This is a genomic window from Rhodococcus sp. GQ147, assembly GCF_059759155.1.
Genome location: NZ_JCAXDU010000001.1, coordinates 1 through 21,245, shown reverse-complemented (window position 1 = coordinate 21,245; position 21,245 = coordinate 1). Strand labels below are relative to the sequence as shown.

Genomic DNA, 21,245 nt, shown 5'->3' with positions numbered 1-21,245 from the left:
CTCAGGGGCGCTGCCCGATACCGGTGGCCACTTCGTGTGCCCGGCGTCCGGCGGTATCGGGTGCAAGGGGAGCGGTGGGCATCCCGGCTCCCTCCCGCAGTCCCGACAGGAATTCCTCGAGGATCTCGGGCGGCGAATACTGCGGTTCCCAGCCCAGTTCTGTGCGGGCGCGCGTGCTGTCGAGCAATGGAAGTTGCAGCACGGTGTCGAGCAGGCCGGGGGAGGCCGGAACGAGATGTGCGTGCCAGGCCGCCCGCACGGCCTTGCGGAGTGCTGCACGCGGTACGGGGATCTTCCTGGCGGAGAACATCTCTGCCAGGAACGCGCCGTCCACGGGCGGTTCCGTGGCGAGGTTGAACGCGCCGCGGACGGGCCGGACGGTCGCACGGACGAAGGCGTCGGCCACGTCGCTCGTGTGCAGTACCTGGGCACGCAGATCCTCGACCAGCGGCATCACGGGGAGCAGTCCGCTGCGCAGCAGGTTTCCCGGGAGCAGGGGGCCGACGAACAGGCGTCGCTGTGAGGTCGCCGATTCGCGCTTGAAGAGGAAGTAGGGCCGCATCCGTACGATGCGCATCTCCGGCGCCCGCAGTTCGAGGGTGTCGAGAAAACGTTCCAGATACGACTTCTCGCGGGGATAGGCGGCACCCGGCCACCCATGTGTGGGCCAGTCCTCGGTGACGCGATCCGTCGAGCGTCCGGGCGAATAGGCCGCGACCGACGACGAGTAGATCAGCGCGGGAACCTTCTCCGCGGCAGCCGCCTCGAAGACAGAGATCGCGCCGAGCACATTGTTCTCCCAGGTCACCTCCGGGCGGTGCGTGGGTTGGAACAGCCAGGGCAGGTGGATCACCGCGTCCGCGCCCCGCACGATGGGGCGGAAGTCGTCGGTGGTGGTGTCGGCGACCGTGAAGGTCGCCTTGGGGGACGTCCATTCCGTCGGTCGTCGCGCGACGCCGGCGATCTCGGCGACGTCGGGTTCGCGTCCGAGCGCCTCGACGATCCCGGTTCCCAGATTTCCGGTCGCGCCGACGACGACCACCTTCAGACCACGTGCGGTGTCCATACCGAACGCATACCCGCTCGCTGTGACCTCACTCACCGCGTGTGGTCAGCTCAGCGGGAGGATGTGCGGCGGACCTTCAGTGCCTCGGTGACGAGCGGGACCTGCAGCGGGAGCCGGGCGAGCGACACCGCCTTGGCGGCGGGGGAGAGCTTCGGGCTGCGCAGCCACGTCACGGCCATCTGCACGTTGGCGGGGAAGACCGCCAGGAACAGCGCCGCGGCCAGGGAACCGCCGAGGCGCCGGGTGCGGGGCACGGCGAGCGCGCCGGCGACGGCGATCTCCGCGACCCCCGAGGCGTAGGTGTAGGTGCGGGCATCACCCGGCAGGGCGCGGGGCACCATGCCGTCGAACGGTTCCGGTCGCACGAAATGCAGGACCCCCACGCCGAGAAGTAGACCTGCCAGCCGGATCGCAGAGCGCTGCGACGCTTTCGTGGACATGCGTGCCACACTAGCGCGCGGCGGTACGCTGCGATCCGGTATCGGGCGCAGTTCGTTCGGTACCGCGACGACCGAGGGTGGCCACCAGTGGAGGCCGACAGCAGGAAGGTGGGACACCGCGATGCCCGGGAGGTTGCGTGCGCGGTTCAGCCGCTCCGATCAGCTCACCGAGCGCCCCGACTTCGCGCTCGTCGGTGTGCTGCGCGTACCCCAGGAACAGACGAGTCCCGGACTCGCGATCGCGCGTCGCATCGGCTACGCGTTCGCGGCGCTGTTCCTCGCGGTCGTCGTGGTCTACCTCGATCGCGATGGCTACCGCGACGCCCAGGGCGACGAACTGTCGCTGCTGGACTGCGTCTACTACGCCACGGTCTCGCTCTCGACCACCGGCTACGGCGACATCACCCCGTTCACACCCGAAGCGCGCCTGATCAACATCTTGCTGATCACCCCGCTCCGGGTGTTCTTCCTCATCGTGCTCGTCGGTACCACTCTGTCGGCACTGACCGAGAGTTCCCGGCAAGCATTCAAGATCCAGCGTTGGAGGCGCCGCGTGCGTAATCACACCGTCGTCATCGGTTACGGCACCAAGGGCCGTACCGCAGTCGACGCGATGCTCGGCGACGGGGTACCCCCGTCCGAGATCGTCGTGGTCGACACCGATCCGGTGGTTCTCGAGTCCGCGGCCGGCCAGGGCCTCGTGACGGTCCAGGGTTCGGCGACGAAGTCCGATGTGCTCCGGCTCGCCGGGGTGCAGCACGCGTCGGCGGTGATCGTCGCCGCGAACCGCGACGACACCGCGGTGCTCGTGACCCTCAGCGCCCGCGAGATCGCCCCGCGCGCGAAGATCGTCGCCGCCATCCGCGAGTCGGAGAACACCCACCTGCTGCGTCAGTCCGGTGCCGACTCGGTGGTCATCTCGTCGGAGACGGCGGGGCGACTGCTCGGCATCGCCACGACCACGCCGAACGTTGTCGAGATGATCGAGGACCTGCTCACCCCGGAAGCCGGGTTCGCCATCACCGAACGCGATGTCGACCCCAGCGAGGTCGGGGGATCCCCGCGGCATCTCAAGGACATCGTGCTCGCCGTCGTCCGCGACGGGCGGATGTGGCGGATCGGTTCGCCCGAGGTCGACGCGCTCGAAGCGAACGACAAACTGCTCTACATCCGGCTGGTGGGTTCGTCGCCGGGCGCCATGCGTGGCTAGGGTGCTGATGTGACCGGTTTCGCTTTGTCGGGTACCCCGCTGCTCTCACGTACCGTCGTCGACCGGGCGGAGGAACTGCGTTCGGACGAGGACGCCCTGCGCGCCGGCTGGGCCGGTGCGAAACTCCTGCGGGTCGATCGTCGCAACCAGGTCCGTGTCTCCGACAACGCGCTCGTGCTCGCTGAGGCGTCCGAGCTCGGTCCCGAACCGGTCGAGGGCGCGATCTTCCTGGGTATCCGCGACGGACACCACGTCTGGGCGTCTCGCGTCCTGGCGCAGACGGGCACGGTGGCCGATCTGCGGCGCATCGGCGAGCGTCTCGACGATGCCGACGCCGATCTGATGGTCAGCGCGGTCGCGTTGCTGAACTGGCACGACAACGCCGGCTACAGCGCGGTCGACGGCTCGCCCACCCGTCCGACGATGTCCGGCTGGTCGCGGATCAGCACCGAGACCGGACACCAGGAGTTCCCTCGCACCGACCCGGCGATCATCTGCCTCGTACACGACGGACACGACCGGGTGCTGCTCGCCCGGCAACCGGTGTGGCCCGAGCGGCGATTCTCCGTTCTCGCAGGCTTCGTCGAAGCCGGTGAGTCGCTCGAATCGTGCGTGGTGCGGGAGATCCGTGAAGAGGTCGGTGTCGAGGTGCGCGACGTGCGGTATCTCGGCAGTCAGCCCTGGCCGTTCCCTCGATCGCTCATGCTCGGATTCGCGGCGATCGCCGATCCCGAGCAGGCGCTGGACTTCCGCGACGGGGAGATCACCGAGGCGCGGTGGTTCACTCGTGACGAGGTCCGCGCGGCGCTGGCGACTGGCGACTGGGCGTCCGCCGAGGACGCCCCGCTGTTGTTGCCCGGTTCGATCTCCATTGCGCGCGGGATGCTCGAGGGCTGGGCCAAGGAGTAGCAGGCCGTGCGGTAGAGGGCACAGGATCGAGTCGGGCCCGGACACGGGAGAGGCCGGCCGCGACGAACGCGACCGGCCTTACCGGAAGAGCGGGAGCTACAGACCCAGAGCGCGCTGGACCTCGGCGAGCGACGGGTTGGTCGCGGTGCTGCCGTCGGCGAACTTGACGGTGGGCACCACGTGGTTGCCGTTGTTGACGCTGCCGACGAACTCCGCGGCGGCCGGATCCGACTCGATGTCGATCTCGGCGTATGGGATGCCGTTCTGGTCGAGCTGGGTCTTCAGCCGCCTGCAGTAACCGCACCAGGTGGTGGAGTAGACGGTGAGGGCGGGTGCGTCGGTGGGCGTCATGTCTTCGAGAACATCACAGCCGCCGAACATGTTCCGCGACGGGGTGAGCTGTGGTCCTCACCACACCAAGTGATCTCACCGGTGGGCTGCGCTGTCGGCGGTCGCTGTCATGATGGAGGCCATGTGTGCGGATGTGGTGGACGGTCTCGACCCCGAGCAGGCAGCAGCGGTGCTCGCCCCACGCGGGCCGGTCTGCGTGCTCGCCGGCGCCGGTACCGGCAAGACCCGCACGATCACCCGCCGCATCGCCCATCTCGTCTCGGCCGGTCACGTCTCCGCGAGCCAAGTCCTCGCCGTCACCTTCACCGCCCGCGCGGCAGGGGAGATGCGTTCCCGCCTACGCGCCCTGGGCATCGGTGGCGACGGTACGCAGGTGCAGGCCCGCACCTTCCACGCCGCTGCGCTGCGGCAGCTGCGGTACTTCTGGCCGCAGGTGGTCGGCGACACACCCTGGCAACTGCTCGATCGCAAGTTCGCGGCGGTCTCGCAGGCGGCGCACCGGTGCGGCTTCCCGACCGACACCGACACCGTGCGCGACCTGCTGTCCGAGATCGAATGGTCCAAGGGCACGCTCGTCGCGCCCGAGGACTATCCCGCCGCGGCCGCCCGCGCCCACCGCACCCCACCGGCCGATCCCGAGCGGGTCGCGCGTGTCTACGAGACGTACGAGCAGCTCAAGACCCGGTCGGGCGACGGGATGTATCTCGACTTCGACGACCTGCTGCTGCACACCGCCGCGGCCCTCGAGGACAACCTCGCGGTGGCCGAGGAGTTCCGCGACCGCTACCGCTGCTTCGTCGTCGACGAGTACCAGGACGTCACGCCGCTGCAGCAGCGCGTGCTCGACGCGTGGCTCGGCGCGCGCGACGACCTCACGGTGGTCGGCGACGCCAACCAGACCATCTACTCGTTCACGGGCGCCACCCCGAAGCACCTGCTCGACTTCTCCCGCCGGTTCCCCGACGCCACGGTCGTGCGCCTCGAACGCGACTACCGCTCCACGCCGGAGGTGGTCGACCTCGCCAACCGCGTGATCGGTGCGGCGCGGGGCCGCATCGCCGGCACCCGGCTCAAGCTCATCGGTCAGCGTCCGTCCGGGCCGGAGCCCACCTTCGCCGAGTTCGACGACGAACCCGCCGAAGCGCAGGCGGTCGCCAAGGCCGTCGCGAAGCTGATGGGCAAGGGGGTCCCGGCGGCCGAGATCGCGGTGCTCTACCGCATCAACGCCCAGTCCGAGGCCTACGAGCAGGCGTTCACGCAGGCGGGTATCCCGTACCAGGTGCGCGGCGGTGAAGGTTTCTTCAACCGCGCGGAGGTCCGGCAGGCGGTCAACGCCCTGCGTCAGGTGGGTACGCGCGACGACCTGCCGGAGGATGCCGGTCGCGGTGCCGGGCTGCGCAGCCTCGTCCGGGCCACCTTGGTGCCGCTGGGCCTGACCGACACCGAACCGGTGGGTGCGCAGGCACGCGAGCGCTGGGCGTCGCTCGTCGCGCTCGTGCAGCTCACCGAGGAACTGCTCGAGCACGAACCCGATCTCGATCTGCAGGGTCTGTTGCGCGATCTCGCGGCCCGTGCCGAGGCGCGCCAGCCACCGACGGTCCAGGGCGTCACCCTCGCGTCGCTGCATGCGGCGAAGGGCCTCGAATGGGACGCCGTCTTCCTCGTCGGACTCACCGACGGCACCCTGCCGATCACTCATGTCACCGGCGACAAGGACACACCGCCCGACGAGGCCGGCATCGAGGAGGAACGGCGGCTGCTCTATGTCGGTGTCACCCGAGCCCGTGTGCACCTGCAACTGTCGTGGGCGTTGTCCCGCACGGCGGGCGGACGTCGGTCGCGGCGACGCTCTCGATTCCTTCACGGGCTCATCCCCGACAGTTCACCCGCGTCGAAGATCGCCGAACCGTCCTCCCCGCGGAAGAAGCGCCCGCAATGCCGCGTCTGTGGCAAGCCGCTCATGGGCACCACCTCGACCATGCTCGGCCGCTGCGAGGGTTGCCCATCCGATCTCGACGAGAATCTGCTGGTCGCGCTCAAGGAATGGCGCCGGGCGCGTTCGAAGGAGATGAAGGTTCCGGCCTACGTCGTCTTCAGCGACAACACTCTCGTCGCGATCGCCGAACAGCAGCCGCGCGACGATCGTGCGCTGGTCGCCATCCCGGGGATCGGGGCGAAGAAGCTCGAGCAGTACGGTGCCGACGTGCTCGCCCTCGTGCGGGGGGAGCGCACCGTCGACACCCTCGACCTCTGACGACTACCCGACCGTGTTCATTCGGCGCACAGGCAGAAGTAGTGCCCGGCCGGTCGCGGAACACCCGGAAGGTGCTTTTGTTCGAGCCGTCGTCGGCGCGCAACGCATCGAGCCCGAGGACGAGGCGTTCGGCCTCGTCGAGGTCGGGCAGGAGTCTCGTGGTCGCGAGGGACATGCCCTCCGACTTTGGTGCGGGGACGAAGAACGCGGCACGAAACCGCAGGTAGAAAATAACTTGTGCCGATCGTGCTCACGAATCTAGTCTGGATGACGATGTCACGGGAGACGGTCCGTGCGCGACGAGAAAGTGAGGTGGCCCCGATGCTCGGTTTCGATGCTTTTGCAGCGGCAGCGGCCCCTCGTGTCGCTGGGGCCGCCGCTACCACTCGCACCGCCACATCTGTGGCACCCGCAGTGGCAGCCGCGCCGCGTGCACGCCGACGTGTGCACGCCGCCGCCGTCTCGTCCGTGGTCGGAAGTCGATCGGGAACTGTTTCCCGGTAGACCTTTCGTCTCCTCCAGGCCACGGACCCCGCCCAGCGGACCGTGGCCTTTCTCGTTCTCCGGCCGGGTTCGCATCGCATTCCACCGAACCAACGAAGGAGCTCACGTGCCGAGCGAATACCCGTCGAGCCTGCCGAACCGAACGGAAGGAGACGAGATGCGTTGTAACGACATCCTGTCGCGCAGCGACACTTTCGCGGTCTCCCGCGCCGACCGCGACACCCTGCCGTGCCACGACAACGACCCCGACCTCTGGTTCGCTGAGACCCCGGCCGATCTCGAGTACGCCAAGACGCTGTGTGCGGGCTGCCCGGTGCGTGCCCAGTGTCTCGACGCCGCTCTCGAGCGGGAGGAACCCTGGGGCGTGTGGGGCGGGGAGATCATCGACCGTGGTGTCGTCGTGGCCCGCAAGCGGCCGCGGGGCCGGCCGCGGAAGAATCCGCTGCCCGAACCCCGCAAGGAACTGGTCTGTGCGTGAATACGGTTGCCCGGCTTTGTCACTCCTCGACGAAGCCGGGTAGCCATTCACTGAGGATGCGCATGTACGGTGCCTCGGCGTCGAGCTGAGCGCAGATGCCGACCGAGCCGAGCAGCACCCGGAACACACTCACGTACTCGGGCGGAAGATTCAGCGTCCGAGCCGTCTTGAAGGTCGAACTCGAGAAGTCCGTGGCCGTGCCCGCCACCCGCTGCAGCCATGTGCGGGTGAAGTGGAACGACTCGGTGTGGATCGGGTCGGTGAACGGCCGGAGGTAGTCGGCGATCTCCTCGTCGGTGACCGTGCGGCCGGGCAGGACGAACTTGTTGTCGTAGAGCAGCCGGGTGAGTTCGTCGAAACGTTCCTCGAGGGCGAGTCGGACCATCCGTCCGAGCACCGGCGGGAAGCCGTCGGGCATCGACGCCGTGGCCCCGAAGTCGATGACTCCGAGACGGCCGTCGTCGAGAAGCATGAAATTGCCCGGATGCGGGTCGCTGTGGAGCAGACCGGCGCGCGCGGGCGAACAGAAGTGGAACTCCGCGAGCAGCGCACCGGCCCGGTTGCGCTGCTCCCGCGTGCCACCGCTGATGATCACAGACAGCGGAGTGGCCGAAAGCCATTCGGTCACGACGACTTTCGGGGCGCTCGCGACGACACGCGGGATCACGAACTTCTCGTCGCCGGCGAAGGCCTTCGCGAAGGCTCGCTGGTTGTCGGCCTCGATCCGGTAGTCGAGCTCTTCCTCGGTGCGTGCGGACAACTCGTCGAGCAGCGCACGCACATCGGCACCCGGCATCATCGTGGCGAACAATCCGGCGAACCGGGACAGCGTGCGCATGTCGGCGCGCAGAGCCTCGTCGGCGCCCGGGTACTGGACCTTCACCGCGACCTCGCGTCCGTCCGACCACACGGCCCGGTGCACCTGGCCGATACTGGCCGACGCGACGGGCACGTCGTCGAACGACTCGAAGCGCTCACGCCACTTCGTGCCGAGTTGCTGGTCGAGCACGCGGTGCACGGCTTGGGCGGGCAGTGGAGGGGCCTCCGCCTGCAGTTTGGTGAGCGCCTCCCGATACGGCTCGGCGAACTCCTCCGGGACGGCGGCTTCCATCACGCTCAGGGCCTGGCCGAACTTCATGGCGCCGCCCTTGAGTTCGCCCAACACACTGAACAACTGTTCGGCGGCCTTCGCCGTCATCTCGGCGTCGATCTCCTCCCGATCTCCACCGGCGAGTCGACGGCCGAAACCGACAGCGGCGCGCCCGGCGATTCCCAGAGGAATGCTCGCGAGCTTGGCAGTGCGGGACGAGCTTCTGCGAGGGATGTCTGGCACGCCCCCCATCATGCCTGACCGACCCGAGCGATGGCCGAGCAGTCGCACCGGGGGTGACGGAACCATCGGCGCGTGACGATGCGGTGGGTTCGCAGGTCCAGTTCGAGTGTGCGGTCGACCGCCGGGGTCACGGACGGATCTGCGGAGAGGAACGCCTCGATCTGGCCGACGGCCATCGCCGCGGTCGCCGACGTCACCGCCCTGCCGGCGTGGCCCTGCCGCCCGTACAGCTGACTCGCCAGTCGCGGCCAGGACGGATCGAGATCGGCCCGCACGAGATCGGCGCAGCGCAGACAACTGCTCCGGCCGGGGAGTACGAACGGGCCGACGATGCCGCGTCCGTCCCTGATCCGCACCGCGAGATGGGGGACACCGGCCCGCACGAGCATGTTCACGAGATGGGGGTCGGGCACCTGCCCGTCGGCGAGGACGACACAGTCGGCCGGGTCCTGCAGTTCGTCACCGGACGACGAGCGCACCCACCGCACATCCCATACCGGGAGATCCTCGACGATCGCCGAAGCGAGCGGACCCGAGCCGTGGACCCGCACCCGCCGCGGTCGCGCCGGACCGGGCGACGCGGGGACCTGCCGGACCGCACCCGTCGCGGTGAGCTCATCGAGCACCTGCCGGACCCGTCCGGACGGAAGCCCGCGCTCGGCTGCGACGTCCAGCACCTCGTCGAGGGTGAGCCGGCCGTCGAGCAGTCGGACGAGAACGCCGAGGTCGAAGCTGTCCATGCCCTGGGGTGGCAGGACGACGGTCGCGGTGCCGGGACCCCAGCCGAGCTGGAGCGAGCCGTCGGACCGCTCGAGCACGGCCAGTTCCGGATCGACCCGGAGAACCGCAGCCTCGGCCGGCGCGGGATTCGTGGTCGTCTCGCGCGATGCGGTGATCATGGAGACAGACTGACAGTATCCGCGCCCGTGGACGGCTCACGAGGAGCAGTTTGTCCACAGGCGCGGGTGCCTCTATCGGGTCGTTCTAGGAGGTGCTGTCGTCCCCGGGCCGGTCCTCGCCGGATCCGTCCTCGGCCGCGCGATCCCGTTCGGCCTGCTCACGTTCCATGGTCGCCTGAAGCTGGGCGATCGGATCCTCGAAGGCTCCGGTGCCACCGCCGATCACACGATCGACGAAGGCCGTCGGGTTGTCGAGATCCGACGAGTCCGGCAGCAGGTCGGGATGCGCCCACACATGGTCGCGGGCCTCGGTGCCGGCGTCGGTGGTGAGGCGTCGCCACAGCGCAGCGGCCTCGCGCACCTTCCGGGGCCGGAGCTCGAGGCCGACGAGCGTAGCGAAGGTCTGCTCGGCCGGTCCGCCCGTGGCGCGGCGACGGCGCAGGGTCTCGGTGAGGGCCGAGGCACCCGGGAGCCGCTCGCCGAGCGCGTCGGCGACGACCGTCTCGACCCAGCCCTCGACGAGCGCGAGCATCGTCTCGAGTCGTTCGAGTGCGGCCTTCTGCTCCGGGGTGGTCTGGGGTTCGAACGCGCCCTGCTTGAGGATTTCCTCGAGCTTGGACGGGTCGGTGAGTGCCGACGGGTCGAGTCCCTGGGCGAGATCCTCGATCGACGACATGTCCATGCGGATGCCGCGTGCGTACTCCTCGACGGTCGCCAGCATCCGCTGACGCAGCCACGGCACGTGGCTGTAGAGGCGCTGGTGGGCGGCCTCGCGTGCGGCGAGGAAGACGAGCACCTCCTGAGCGGGCTGCTCGAGTCCTTCACCGAAGCTCTCGACCGCGGCCGGCAGGAGAGCGGCGGTGCCCTCCGGGCCGAGGGGGAGACCGATGTCGGTGGAGGTGAGCACTTCCTTCGACAACTGGCCGAGGGCCTGGCCGAGCTGGGAGCCGAAAGCAACCCCACCCATCTGCGAGAACATCCCGAGCATGGGCCCGGCCATCGCACGGGCCTCCTCGGGCAGACCGTTCAGCATCATGCCGTTGACCTGCTCGGCGATCGGATCGCACAGGCGCTTCCACGTCTCGAGCGTGTTGTCGAGCCAGTCGACGGGCGTCCACGCCACGACCTTCGACGCACCCGCGGGCAGCGTGGTGGCCGCGTCGAGCCACAGTTCCGCGAGGCGCGCAGCGTCCGTCACGGCGTCGGCGGTACGGGGCGAGACCGGGTCGACGGACCCGATCTGCTGACGTGCGAGCTTCGTCGCGATGTCGTAGTTGACCGGACCCGAGCCGCCGCCGGAACCCATGGCGCTGCCCATACCGGCGAGCATCTGGCCGAACTGGCTGAGCATCTGACCGAACTGCGCGGGATCGAAGCCCTGACCGCCGAACGGGTTGTCGCCCCCACCGCTGCCGGGGAGTCCGAATCCGAAGGGCATGCCGCCACCGGCTCCGCCGCTACCGGAACCCTCGTCCTTCCTACGGTCGGGGTCGTCGTCGGGATTCGAGAATCCGAAGGGCGTGTCGCTCATGTATCCAACGGTACAAGGCGTCCAGGGCGGGGACCGGCGTCGTGGTCACGCTCATGGCGAACACGACACGGTCGTGGTGTGAAGGGGGTGGTCGGGCGACCGTTACCCTGGCCGGGTGAATCGTCGCTACGTCCTGCCGCTCGCGCTCGTGCTCCCGATCCTCGTCATTGTGGTCGTGGCGTTCAACGTCCGGGCGCCGTACGTGGCGCTCGGCCCCGGCCCCGTCTTCGACACGCTCGGGGAGATCGAGGGCACCCCGGTCGTCGCGCTCGAGGGGATCGAGGCGGACGAGACCGAGGGCAGTCTGTTCATGACGACCGTCGGGGTCACCGACAATCTCACCCTCGCGCAGACCTTCACCGCCTGGATCAGCGGGCGCTACGGCGTGGCGCCGCGCGAGCAGGTCTACCCGCCCGACCGCAGCAAGGACGAGGTCCAGGCCGTCGACCAGGCGCAGTTCGCCCAGTCGGAGCGGTCCGCCGAACTCGCCGCCCTGCACTATCTCGACCTGCCGGTGACCCTGCGGATCGCCGAGGTGGGCCAGGACGCCCCTGCCGCCGGGTTGCTCGAGGCGGGCGACCGGATCGTCGCCGTCGGCGGCGAGGAGATGCGCACGGCCGGCCAGGTCCAGCGCGCGGTCGGCGACGTGCCGCCCGGTGAGTCGGTGGACGTCACCGTCCGGCGCGGCGATGCCGAGGAGTCGTTCGACGTTCCCGTCGGTCCCCGGCCCGGCGATCCGGACAAGGGCTTCCTGGGCATCGCCACCGAGGAGGTTCCCGAGGTGCCCTTCGAGGTCACCTTCAACCTCGCCGACATCGGCGGACCGTCCGCCGGCCTGATGTTCAGTCTGGCCGTGGTGGACAAGCTCAGCCCGGGCCTGCTCAACGGCGGTCTGGACGTCGCCGGTACCGGCACCATCGACTCGGACGGGATGGTCGGTCCGATCGGCGGGATCACCCACAAGCTCACCGCGGCGTCGGAGGACGGCGCGACCGTCTTCCTGGTGCCCGCCGAGAACTGCGCGGAGGCGCAGAGCGGCGCCCCCGAGGGTGTGCAGCTCGTGAAGGTCGAGACGCTCGAGGGTGCGATCGACGCGCTGGCAGCGATCGCGGACGGGCGCGACGCGCCCGCCTGCAGCTGATCCCGCCCGTCGGCAGCCGATCCCGCGCGCCGCACGGGGGCCGGCAGTGCGGTGATCGCCGTCTCAGTAGTCGTCGTCGCTCGCCTCGAGGGTCGCGTACAACGCGGCCACGACGTGCGGGGCGAGGTTGTCGTAGGTCCGCAGTTCAGTGCCCGCGAACGGATCGTCGTCGTCGAGGGGGCGCAACTGAAGGAGCGAGAGTGACGGCCCGTCGCGCAGGACCGCGGAGATGAGGCGGGCGGCGCGTCGTTCCGGGTGACTGTGCGCTGCGAGCCGGGCCGCCTCGTCTGCCGCGTGGGCGTCGGCGAGCAATGGCGTGAAGGCGTCGTCGAGTTCGTTCTCGGCGCTCGGCGGCAGCACGACCACCTCCTGCACGAGAGCGCACCCGGCAACCGATCCGGGCCAGGTGGTCGTGGCGAGGAACTCCTCGAGTGCGGGACTGCCGCCCTCGACGTCGTCGGGGAAAGATTCCTGCGCGATCGGGGTGTACTCGTGTCCCTCGTCGAGCTGGTCGGCGAGGGCGGGTTCGGCGGCTGCGAGAAGCACGGTCGGGACGAGCGCGAACATGACGGGAGGGCGGTCCCAACCCTCCACATCCGCGAAATCGATGATCTCGTGGACGGCGCGCGCGAGTCCTTGTTCGGAAGGTACGGGAAGACGTTGGTTCACCGGCCTATCCTGGCACCCGTACGCGGGTGTGCGCTGCCGGACCTGCGTCGTGCGACCCCCTGTACGAGGATTCCGTAGAGTGGGGCGAAACGGTCACTCCGTGAGAACGAGGCGTGCTCGCACGCTTTCGTCGAGCGCGAGATGTACAGATGCGGTGCGATCGCGCCGCCGGACGAGTTGGGAGCGTGGCACGTGGGCATGAGGCCCCCGACCGGAGTACCTACATTGTCGAAGCGGAGCAGAGTTCTGCTGATCCTGGCAGTGGTGGCCGCAGTGCTGCTCCTGCTCGGACCACGGTTGGTGGACACCTACACCAACTGGCTCTGGTTCGGCGAGGTCGACTTCCGGGACGTATACGTCAAGGTTCTCCTGACGCGGATCGCACTGTTCCTGGCGGTGGGGTTGTTCATCGGCGGTGTCGTCTGGCTGGCGATGCTGCTCGCCTACCGGTCGCGCCCGGTCTTCGTGCCGACCACCGGACCCAACGATCCGGTGGCGCGCTACCGCACCACCGTGATGACGCGCATGCGCGCCTTCGGGATCGGTATCCCGGTCGTGCTCGGTGTGCTCTCCGGTCTGGTCGCCCAGGCCGGCTGGGTCACCGTCCAGATGTTCTTCAACGGCGGCGACTTCGGCACCACCGATCCGCAGTTCGGTCTCGACGTCGGCTTCTACGCCTTCGACCTGCCGTTCTACCGCTTCCTGCTCAACTGGTTCTTCGTCGCGATCGTGCTCGGGTTCATCGCGAACCTCGTCACCCACTACATCTTCGGCGGCATCCGCCTCGCCGGTCGCGGGGGAAGCATGTCGACGGCCTCGCGTGTGCAGCTCGCGGTCCTCGCCGGCCTGTTCGTCGCGTTCAAGGCGTTCGCCTACTGGCTCGATCGGTACGAACTGCTGTGGAGCAGCCGCAAGGAACCCACCTTCACCGGCGGTGGCTTCACCGACATCAATGCGGTGTTGCCGGCCAAACTCATCCTGCTCGCGATCGCCGTCATCTGCGCGATCGCGTTCTTCGCCGCGATCTTCCTGCGCGACCTGCGGATCCCCGCGCTCGCGACGGCGCTGCTCGTGCTCTCGTCGATCCTCGTCGGCGCGGTGTACCCGCTCATGGTCGAGCAGTTCTCGGTGCGCCCGAACGCTGCCGACAAGGAGAGCGAGTACATCGAGCGCAACATCGCCGCGACCCGCGAGGCGTACGGCATCACCGACGACAAGGTGGCGTACGAGGACTACCCGGGTGTGGGCACCACCTCGCCCGAGAACATCCCGGCCGACATCACCACGATCGCGAACGCCCGCCTGCTCGACCCGAACGTGCTTCCCCGCACGTTCACGCAGCAGACGCAGCTGAAGAACTTCTACGGCTACCCCGAGTCGCTCGACATCGACCGGTACGAGCTCGACGGTCGTATGGAGGACTACATCGTGGCGGCGCGTGAGCTCTCGCCGACGAGCCTGACCGGCAACCAGACCGACTGGATCAACCGCCACACCGTGTACACGCACGGCAACGGTCTCGTCGCGGCGCCCGCCAACCGCGTGAACGCCGCCGCGAGTGCCTCGGCGGAGGAGGCCGCCAACAGCAACAGCGGCTATCCCGTCTACTTCGTCAGCGACCTGGCGTCGCTCGCTGCGGAGAACCAGGTCATCCCCGTCGAGCAGCCCCGCATCTACTACGGCGAGGTCATCGCCGAGGCCGATCCGGACTACGCGATCGTCGGCAACAGCGCCGACTCGTCCGGTCCGCGCGAGTACGACACCGACACCGAAAAGTACACCTACACCGGCTCGGGCGGCGTCGACATCGGCAACTGGTTCAACCGGCTCGCCTTCGCCGCGAAGTACGGCGAACGCAACATCCTGTTCTCGAGCGCCATCGGCAGCGACTCGAAGATCCTGTTCAACCGCGACCCGCGTGAGCGCGTGACGAAGGTCGCGCCGTGGCTGACGGCCGACGGCGACGCCTACCCGGCCGCGATCGACGGCCGCATCAAGTGGGTCGTCGACGCGTACACCACGCTCGACTACTACCCGTACGCGCAGCGCGCGTCGCTCGAGGGCCTCGTCGAGGACAGCATCGACCAGAACACCGGCCGGTTGCTGCCCCGCAAGGAGGTCTCGTACATCCGCAACTCGGTGAAGGCGACGGTCGATGCCTACGACGGCACGGTGACGCTCTACCAGGTCGACGATGAGGACCCGGTCCTGAAGGCGTGGATGGGTGTCTTCCCTGATGCGGTGACCCCGCAGGACCAGATCTCCGACGAGCTGCGGGCGCACTTCCGGTACCCGGAGGATCTGTTCAAGGTGCAGCGCGAGATGCTCGCCAAGTACCACGTCGACGACCCGCGCGAGTTCTTCACGAACAATGCGTTCTGGTCGGTGCCGGCGGACCCGACGGTCGACACCAGCGCGAACCAGCCGCCCTACTACCTGCTCATGGGCGATCGCGAGACGGCGGATCCCCGGTTCCGTCTGACCTCGGCGATGGTGGGTTACAACCGGCAGTTCCTGTCGGCGTACATCTCGGTCGAATCCGACCCGGAGAACTACGGGAAGTTCACGATCCTGCAGTTGCCGACGGATACGCAGACCTTCGGTCCGGAGCAGACGCAGAACGCGATGATCTCCGACACCCGAGTGGCTTCGGAACGGACCCTGCTCGAACGGTCCAACCGGATCCAATACGGCAACCTGCTCACCCTGCCCATCGCGGACGGCGGCATCCTGTACGTCCAGCCGATGTATACCGAGCGCAACGCGACGGCGGGTAGCACGTCGACCTTCCCGCAGCTGTCGCGCGTGCTCGTCAGCTACCGGGAGCCGGGTGCCAGCGGTGGCGTCCGGATCGGTTACGCACCGACTCTCGCCGGTGCGCTCGACCAGGTGTTCGGTCCCGGCGTCGGCGACGCGGCCACCGCTCCCGGTGGCGAGGCGCTGCCCACCGCTGAGGTGGAGGACGAGACGCGGGGCGAGGTGATCGAGGGCACCACGGACGAGAACCAGCCTTCCGATCAGCAGCAACAGCAGCCCACCTCGCCGGCGCCGACGACTCCCGCGAATCGCGATGCCGCGGTCGCGGAGCTCGATTCGGCACTCGCGGAGCTGGCCAACGCGCAGACCAGCGGCGATTTCGAAGCCTACGGACGGGCGCTGCGGCGGGTGCAGCAGGCCGTCGATGCCTACGAATCCACTGGCGGCTGAATCCACCGGCGGCTGATCCGGTAACGGAAACCGACACGACGAAGGCCCGCGGTTCGCACCGCGGGCCTTCGTCGTGTTCGCAGAGACGGTCTGCGTCAGCGACCGGCCAGCGTGATATCGACGATCTGCGCGAACTCGGCGCCGAAGCCGTACTGCTGGGCGAGCTGGTTCGCGGTGTCGACGGCCTGGGTGACCTCGGCCGGCAACTCGGGGGCGGCCGGAGCCGCGGGTGCCGGAGCCTCGGGTGCCGGTGCGGGCGCCTCGGGTGCGGCGGGAGCCGGCGCGGATTCGGTTGTCAGGTACTGACCGCAGACGGGCCACGCGCCGGGGCCCTGTGTCTGCAGGACGTTCTCGGCGACACGGATCTGCTCCGCCTTCGAGGCTTGGTCCGCGCGGCCGCTGCCGCCGTTGGCCTCCCAGGTGCTCTGCGAGAACTGCAGGCCGCCGTAGTAGCCGTTGCCGGTGTTGATGGCCCAGTTGCCACCGCTCTCGCACTGGGCGACGCCGTCCCAGTTGTGCTGGGCGGCGGACGCGGTGCCGGTGGCGAGCGCGAACGGAACCGCGGCGAGTGCACCGGTGACGACGGCAGTGCGGAATGCACGCGTGCTGAAGTTGGTCATTCTGTGGAGTCCTTCCCGCGCTCGCGGAGCGCGACGGCCCTCGTCGATCTCGGTCGACGGAGAAATGTCTCCGTCCGGATCGGGGACCACGTCGGTTGCGTCCCTGCCCCTCGGGTCTTCGTAGGCACCGGATCCCGCGGGGCAGAGTGGCGGCGACGGGCCGGTGGTGGCTCGGCTGTTTCGAGCCGGGACCGACAGTACAAAGCGCTCCGCGGCGCGTCATCCCCCGCCGGGAGAGGTGTTTGTCCACCTGATGGGATGGGACGATTGAGTCTTCGCAGCTCAGGAAGGTGATAACGGGGGTCGATGCAAGATCGTTACACCGCCGTTATGTGGCGATAGTCATGGTGGAAATGTGAACCGAGACACCTCGGGGTTGCGATTTCGGTTGTCGTCGAGGCCCATCCGCGTCCGACGAGGCGATTTGCATTCCGTTTCCGTGCTCGTGTAGGTTCATTCATGCAACGCGGGGTGGAGCAGCTCGGTAGCTCGCTGGGCTCATAACCCAGAGGTCGCAGGTTCAAATCCTGTCCCCGCTACCACCACGAAGGCCGGTCGTCTCGGACGACCGGCCTTCGTTCGTTCGAGGGGGTCACCCCCGAGCGGTGGTGTACCCCTTCTCGGGATCCTCGGGCAGATCCATCTCCACCAGCACCCGGCGCAGCAGCTTCCCGGTGGCGTTGCGCGGCAGCTCGTCGAGGAAAACCACCTCGCGCGGAACCTTGTACCGGGCGAGATTCGACTTCACGAACGCCTTGATGTCCTCGGCGTTGCGGGAGGAGTCGGGGGAGGGAACCACGAAGGCTCGCAGCCGCTGCCCGAACTCGGGATCGGGGACACCCACCACGGCGGCGTCGAGTATGTCCTCCCGCTCGGCGAGTAGGTTCTCGACCTCGAGCGGATAGACGTTCTCGCCGCCGGAGACGATCATGTCGTCGTCGCGACCGTTGACGAAGAGCAGGCCGTTCTCGTCCCAGTGCCCGATGTCGCCGATCGACAGCAACCCGCCGTTGCGTTCCTTGTCGCGACCGTCGGTGTAGCCGGCGAAGGACAGGCGGCTCGAGACGAAGATGCGGCCGGGGACGTGCGGCTCGGTGATGCGGTTGCCGTCGTCGTCGAACAGCACCACCCGACACGTCACGGGAGGGCGACCGGCCGTGCCGGGGGCCTGCCGGATGTCGTCGGGGGTCGCGACCGTCGCGACGGCGCATTCGGTGGAGCCGTACAGGTTGTAGAGCACGTGTCCGAACGCCTCCGTCGTCCGGCGACACACGTCGGGCGAGAGCGACGAACCCGCGGAGAAGACGATCTTCAGGCTCGAGGTGTCGTACTCGGCGATCTTCTCCGGTCCGAGGTCGAGGATCCGCTGCAGCATCGTCGGGACCACCACCAGCACGATCGCTCCGTGCTGCTCGACGAGGCCCAAGGTGTCGACGGGGGAGAAGCGCCGCATCATCACCACGGTCTGACCCAGTGCGAGGGCGAGCGCGAACTGCGAGACGCCGGTGCCGTGGAAGGCCGGGGCGGCCATGAGCATCGTCTGCCCGGGGCGCAGCGGAACCCGATCGAGGAACTGGACCGACGCGAACGGTGACGTGCGGCCGCGCGGCGCGCCCTTCGGGGTGCCGGTGGTGCCGCTGGTGAGCAATACGAATCCACCGAAGACCTCCGGCGCGGGCAGGGACGAGCCGTCCAGCCCTTCGATCGACTGCTCCAGCGTCGGGATGCCGGGGACCTCGTCGTCCGCCCAGGAGACGTACCGGCGCACGTCGTCGGGGAGCGCGGCTGCGACCTCGGCGAATTCGCTGTCGAAGACGAACGTCGAGACCTGTTCGCGCGCTGCGACATCGACGAGTTGCCGCGGCGCGAAACCGGTGTTCATCATCACCAGTCGCACACCGAGCTTGGCGGTGGCGAGCATCGTCAACACGAGACCGCGGTGATTGCGGGCCATGATGCCCATGACCGATCCCGGCTCCACCCCGGCGCGTTGCCACGCACGCACGAGGGCATTGGAGCGGGCCTCGAGTTCCTTGTAGGTGACATCACCGGCCTCGTCGATCAGGGCGACGGCGTCGAGACCGCGTTCGGCCTGTGCGTGCACGGCGCCGGCGAAGGGGCCGTACTTGTTGGCCGCCATGATCGTCCCGATGCTGTGGTCCACGCGCGGAAAGTGCAGCAGACCTGCGCGATGGAGTACCGCGAGTGATCCGATGGTGTCCTTGACCTGGCCGATCGTGTCGTCGAGCGTGATCCGCCCACTCGTGATCCTGCCGAGAATGTCCTGACCGAGCATCCGTCCCCCTAGCTATGTGTCGGCGTCAGCACACACAGTAGCCGTGACGTAGCTCACATTCCAGGCAATCTTCCACGGATGATCTTCCTGGAACGGGTAGAGCCCTCGCCGCACCTGCGGCGAGGGCTCTACCCCGATGGATCCTCCGACACGTCCGGTACCGTGCGCAGACACCGGTCCCATCCTTCCGGCGCCCGCGGACGGACCCCATGCCTCGAGCGTTATTTCAGTTCGGAGGACGACTTTCCGAGCACCCGCCGAGCGACGATGAGCTGCTGGATCTGCTGGGTGCCCTCGAAGATGTCGAGAATCTTCACAGGAATGGGGGGCTACCAGGGGCAATCGAGTTCGTGCAGGTCATCGTCTGTTTGATGTGTGTGGCCTGTGGGGTGTTTTCGAGCGCTAGAGCGGCGGAGTCGGGACCGACTCGGGACCGTCTCACGCCGGTAACGCGAAAACAGGCCGGGTGCGATGATCCGATCATGAAACTTCGTGCTGCACTCATCGCCCTGCCCGCTGCCCTCCTGCTCGCCGCCTGTGGCGGATCCACCGACGCCGACGACGCCTCGGCGGAGACCACAACGACCGTTGCCGCGGCGCCGGCTATCTCCTGCTCGGAGTTCGGCTCGGTGGGGGAGAACACCGAGGTGATCGAGACCGTGCGCGCACTGCCGTCGATCGCCGGCCACACTGTCACCTCGGTGCGCATCTCGAAGGACAGCGACTACCCCGATCAGTGGGCGCTGGCCGTGACGCTGTGTGATCCGTCGATCGAGAACGTCGACGCCCTGCGCTCGGTGGCAACGAGCTTCGCGAAGGATGTGAAGGCTCAGCCCTGGGAAGGCGAGGTGTTCGCTGTGTACGTCGGTAACGACTGGCTCGTCGACGGCGAGCTCGCGCCCGAGCAGAAGCTGAAGGACGGCGACTTCCAGATGCACCTCTGGAATGGCAAGCCGTCCGAGGCTGCCGAGAACAAGAACTGGGAAGTCATCGCCGGCTGACATTCGATAAGATGTTCGAGCGCGGGCGGTGGGGCTTCGGTCCGGGAAGCACCGCCCGCGCCCTTCCCCATGAACGACGAAAGCGCCCCACCTCGCGATGAGGTGGGGCGCTTTCGGGGCGTATCAGGACTCGACGATGAACCAGTCGCGGAAGGCCTCGTCGGGCATCACGAAGAAGTCGCCTCGAGGGGGCTTGACCACCCACTCTCCTTCGACGACAGGGATCCGTTTCCCGACCTCGTCGCGGAAGGCGAATCTACCCGTGCCCGCAGAGTCCTTCTCGCAGTGGCGATCGTGCGCGACTAGCCATGCGCCCAACTCGTCAACAGTGTTCGGCGTCGCCTGGATCGCCTTGACGGTACGGCCCTTGTACTCGTTCATCTGTGAACTCTCTCGTCGATCAACTTGGGATGGGTGTTACCGCGACTGCGGAACGAGCGCCGTTTAGATCGTATGGCCGGAGAGGACTGTGGGTGACCACGACACGAAACGACGAATGGCCCCCGCTCTCCGGAGAGAACGGGGGCCATGTCATGCGGGGCATAGGGATTGGAGTTATGCCCCGAGATCCAGCTGGAGCTGCTCGTGCGGGGCGATAAAGGCTTGGTCGTCCGGAATCGGTAGGCCAAGCTTCCGGAGGTCTCGCCATCCGCCATCCTTGGAGGACCCTCGCCTCTTGGTGCGGACACGATGGCAGTTCGCGCAGACCACCTCACACTTGGCGATCTCGGCGAGCAGCACATCGCGGTTCTTGCGGATGCCGACCTGCCCGATGGTGAAACTCTTCTCCACGCCGGGCAGGTGGTCGAAATCGAGCGCCTCGGCGTGCTCGCGATAGCCGCAGTCGACACATCCCCGCTCGAGCTTGTACTCATGCAGGAACTCGACGTTCTCTCGGTACGACTCCCGCATGGTTCGGCGTGCGCATTCGCGGCACTCGTAACGCCGGACGATCCGGGCCTCGCCGTTCCTTCGTCGATCCCGGTAGAACATCGCGAGTGGTTTCGTCTCGCCGCAGATACGGCAGGTCCGCCACGCGGTAGAGTCAGTCATCGTCGAACTCCTTGTCAGTTCGGCCATGCCCCGGGAGTGTTGACGCACTCGCCGGGGTCCTTTTCGTTTGTCGCTCCGACTGTACTTTCAGAGACCGACAGCCCCGCCCCGACAGGACTCGGGGCGGGGCACTTGGATGCGTTACGGGGCGGATGCCAGCCCGTCCGTCTCCCATTGATCTGGGGTGATCTGCTCGGGCATGGACCCGACCATTGCCATCCACCACTCGATGGTCTTCCCGCGGATCGCGATCTGTTCCTCCGGCGGGAGGTTGTGGATGCAG

General features: G+C 68.1%; 18 protein-coding genes and 1 tRNA gene. 8 read left to right on the top strand and 11 right to left on the bottom strand.

What is annotated here, in order from left to right:
- Position 1 precedes the first annotated feature (1 nt).
- A complete protein-coding gene (locus AC6CID_RS00095; protein WP_498353436.1) occupies positions 2-1,066 on the bottom strand; it encodes an NAD-dependent epimerase/dehydratase family protein in 1,065 nt (354 codons plus the stop codon).
- 50 nt (positions 1,067-1,116) lie between these two features.
- The gene (locus AC6CID_RS00090; RefSeq protein ID WP_033097208.1) at positions 1,117-1,506 is read right to left on the bottom strand and encodes a DoxX family protein; all 390 of its coding nucleotides are present in this window, start codon (positions 1,504-1,506) and stop codon (positions 1,117-1,119) included.
- 121 nt (positions 1,507-1,627) lie between these two features.
- Between AC6CID_RS00090 and AC6CID_RS00085 the strand changes: the two genes are divergently transcribed.
- Positions 1,628-2,716 (top strand): potassium channel family protein, encoded by a 1,089-nt coding sequence (locus AC6CID_RS00085; RefSeq protein WP_006550264.1) that lies wholly within the window; start codon positions 1,628-1,630, stop codon positions 2,714-2,716.
- Between the two features lie 9 nt (positions 2,717-2,725).
- Entirely contained in the window at positions 2,726-3,625 is a 900-nt protein-coding gene (gene nudC / locus AC6CID_RS00080; RefSeq protein WP_498353435.1) for an NAD(+) diphosphatase, read from the top strand.
- A gap of 96 nt (positions 3,626-3,721) precedes the next feature.
- Here the strand turns inward: nudC and AC6CID_RS00075 are convergent, their stop codons facing one another.
- A complete protein-coding gene (locus AC6CID_RS00075) occupies positions 3,722-3,976 on the bottom strand; it encodes a mycoredoxin (RefSeq protein WP_024101470.1) in 255 nt (84 codons plus the stop codon).
- Between the two features lie 112 nt (positions 3,977-4,088).
- Between AC6CID_RS00075 and AC6CID_RS00070 the strand changes: the two genes are divergently transcribed.
- Positions 4,089-6,230 carry an ATP-dependent DNA helicase UvrD2 gene (locus AC6CID_RS00070; protein ID WP_174556241.1) on the top strand — a complete coding sequence of 714 codons (2,142 nt, stop codon included), beginning with the start codon at positions 4,089-4,091 and terminating at the stop codon, positions 6,228-6,230.
- Between the two features lie 661 nt (positions 6,231-6,891).
- Entirely contained in the window at positions 6,892-7,212 is a 321-nt protein-coding gene (locus tag AC6CID_RS00065; RefSeq protein WP_498353434.1) for a WhiB family transcriptional regulator, read from the top strand.
- Between the two features lie 19 nt (positions 7,213-7,231).
- On the opposite strand, the gene AC6CID_RS00060 is transcribed toward AC6CID_RS00065, so the two are convergent.
- The 3 genes from AC6CID_RS00060 to AC6CID_RS00050 form a co-directional block, all read right to left on the bottom strand.
- A complete protein-coding gene (locus AC6CID_RS00060; RefSeq protein WP_033097113.1) occupies positions 7,232-8,557 on the bottom strand; it encodes an ABC1 kinase family protein in 1,326 nt (441 codons plus the stop codon).
- A complete protein-coding gene (locus AC6CID_RS00055; RefSeq protein WP_019288462.1) occupies positions 8,554-9,444 on the bottom strand; it encodes a hypothetical protein in 891 nt (296 codons plus the stop codon). The genes AC6CID_RS00060 and AC6CID_RS00055 overlap by 4 nt, the downstream gene beginning before the upstream one ends.
- 85 nt (positions 9,445-9,529) lie before the next feature.
- Positions 9,530-10,975 carry a zinc-dependent metalloprotease gene (locus AC6CID_RS00050; protein WP_024101466.1) on the bottom strand — a complete coding sequence of 482 codons (1,446 nt, stop codon included), beginning with the start codon at positions 10,973-10,975 and terminating at the stop codon, positions 9,530-9,532.
- A 115-nt stretch (positions 10,976-11,090) separates the two neighbouring features.
- Between AC6CID_RS00050 and AC6CID_RS00045 the strand changes: the two genes are divergently transcribed.
- Positions 11,091-12,116 carry a YlbL family protein gene (locus tag AC6CID_RS00045; RefSeq protein ID WP_064061582.1) on the top strand — a complete coding sequence of 342 codons (1,026 nt, stop codon included), beginning with the start codon at positions 11,091-11,093 and terminating at the stop codon, positions 12,114-12,116.
- A 63-nt stretch (positions 12,117-12,179) separates the two neighbouring features.
- Here the strand turns inward: AC6CID_RS00045 and AC6CID_RS00040 are convergent, their stop codons facing one another.
- On the bottom strand, positions 12,180-12,785 hold the full coding sequence (locus tag AC6CID_RS00040) for a PPA1309 family protein (protein ID WP_064061581.1): 606 nt from the start codon (positions 12,783-12,785) through the stop codon (positions 12,180-12,182).
- Positions 12,786-12,977: 192 nt separating this feature from the next.
- On the opposite strand from AC6CID_RS00040, the gene AC6CID_RS00035 reads away from it, so the two are divergent.
- Positions 12,978-15,992, top strand: coding sequence for a UPF0182 family protein (locus AC6CID_RS00035; RefSeq protein WP_174556232.1), 3,015 nt, complete (start codon positions 12,978-12,980; stop codon positions 15,990-15,992).
- A gap of 95 nt (positions 15,993-16,087) precedes the next feature.
- Here AC6CID_RS00035 and AC6CID_RS00030 read toward each other — a convergent pair whose 3' ends face one another.
- Positions 16,088-16,612, bottom strand: a complete 525-nt coding sequence (locus tag AC6CID_RS00030) for a transglycosylase family protein (protein WP_006550275.1) — start codon at positions 16,610-16,612, stop codon at positions 16,088-16,090.
- 465 nt (positions 16,613-17,077) lie between these two features.
- On the opposite strand from AC6CID_RS00030, the gene AC6CID_RS00025 reads away from it, so the two are divergent.
- Positions 17,078-17,154: transfer RNA gene (locus AC6CID_RS00025), tRNA-Met, on the top strand.
- Between the two features lie 50 nt (positions 17,155-17,204).
- Here the strand turns inward: AC6CID_RS00025 and AC6CID_RS00020 are convergent.
- The gene (locus tag AC6CID_RS00020) at positions 17,205-18,908 is read right to left on the bottom strand and encodes an acyl-CoA synthetase (protein ID WP_498353433.1); all 1,704 of its coding nucleotides are present in this window, start codon (positions 18,906-18,908) and stop codon (positions 17,205-17,207) included.
- A 482-nt stretch (positions 18,909-19,390) separates the two neighbouring features.
- On the opposite strand from AC6CID_RS00020, the gene AC6CID_RS00015 reads away from it, so the two are divergent.
- Complete coding sequence (locus tag AC6CID_RS00015) at positions 19,391-19,909, top strand: hypothetical protein (protein ID WP_498353432.1); 519 nt, start codon at positions 19,391-19,393, stop codon at positions 19,907-19,909.
- 123 nt (positions 19,910-20,032) lie between these two features.
- On the opposite strand, the gene AC6CID_RS00010 is transcribed toward AC6CID_RS00015, so the two are convergent.
- Both AC6CID_RS00010 and AC6CID_RS00005 read right to left on the bottom strand, forming a co-directional pair.
- Positions 20,033-20,290, bottom strand: a complete 258-nt coding sequence (locus AC6CID_RS00010; protein WP_498353431.1) for a hypothetical protein — start codon at positions 20,288-20,290, stop codon at positions 20,033-20,035.
- A 174-nt stretch (positions 20,291-20,464) separates the two neighbouring features.
- Positions 20,465-20,989: a hypothetical protein gene (locus AC6CID_RS00005; RefSeq protein ID WP_432679119.1), complete on the bottom strand. Its 525-nt coding sequence runs from the start codon at positions 20,987-20,989 to the stop codon at positions 20,465-20,467.
- Positions 20,990-21,245 lie beyond the last annotated feature (256 nt).

Bases quoted from the DNA above. Each gene is read 5' to 3' on its own strand.
- AC6CID_RS00095 (WP_498353436.1), bottom strand. From the start codon at position 1,066: ATGGACACCGCACGTGGTCTGAAGGTGGTCGTCGTCGGCGCGACCGGA.
- AC6CID_RS00090 (WP_033097208.1), bottom strand. From the start codon at position 1,506: ATGTCCACGAAAGCGTCGCAGCGCTCTGCGATCCGGCTGGCAGGTCTA.
- AC6CID_RS00085 (WP_006550264.1), top strand. From the start codon at position 1,628: ATGCCCGGGAGGTTGCGTGCGCGGTTCAGCCGCTCCGATCAGCTCACC.
- AC6CID_RS00075 (WP_024101470.1), bottom strand. From the start codon at position 3,976: ATGACGCCCACCGACGCACCCGCCCTCACCGTCTACTCCACCACCTGG.
- AC6CID_RS00070 (WP_174556241.1), top strand. From the start codon at position 4,089: ATGGAGGCCATGTGTGCGGATGTGGTGGACGGTCTCGACCCCGAGCAG.
- AC6CID_RS00065 (WP_498353434.1), top strand. From the start codon at position 6,892: ATGCGTTGTAACGACATCCTGTCGCGCAGCGACACTTTCGCGGTCTCC.
- AC6CID_RS00060 (WP_033097113.1), bottom strand. From the start codon at position 8,557: ATGATGGGGGGCGTGCCAGACATCCCTCGCAGAAGCTCGTCCCGCACT.
- AC6CID_RS00055 (WP_019288462.1), bottom strand. From the start codon at position 9,444: ATGATCACCGCATCGCGCGAGACGACCACGAATCCCGCGCCGGCCGAG.
- AC6CID_RS00050 (WP_024101466.1), bottom strand. From the start codon at position 10,975: ATGAGCGACACGCCCTTCGGATTCTCGAATCCCGACGACGACCCCGAC.
- AC6CID_RS00030 (WP_006550275.1), bottom strand. From the start codon at position 16,612: ATGACCAACTTCAGCACGCGTGCATTCCGCACTGCCGTCGTCACCGGT.
- AC6CID_RS00020 (WP_498353433.1), bottom strand. From the start codon at position 18,908: ATGCTCGGTCAGGACATTCTCGGCAGGATCACGAGTGGGCGGATCACG.
- AC6CID_RS00015 (WP_498353432.1), top strand. From the start codon at position 19,391: ATGAAACTTCGTGCTGCACTCATCGCCCTGCCCGCTGCCCTCCTGCTC.
- AC6CID_RS00010 (WP_498353431.1), bottom strand. From the start codon at position 20,290: ATGAACGAGTACAAGGGCCGTACCGTCAAGGCGATCCAGGCGACGCCG.
- AC6CID_RS00005 (WP_432679119.1), bottom strand. From the start codon at position 20,989: ATGGCCGAACTGACAAGGAGTTCGACGATGACTGACTCTACCGCGTGG.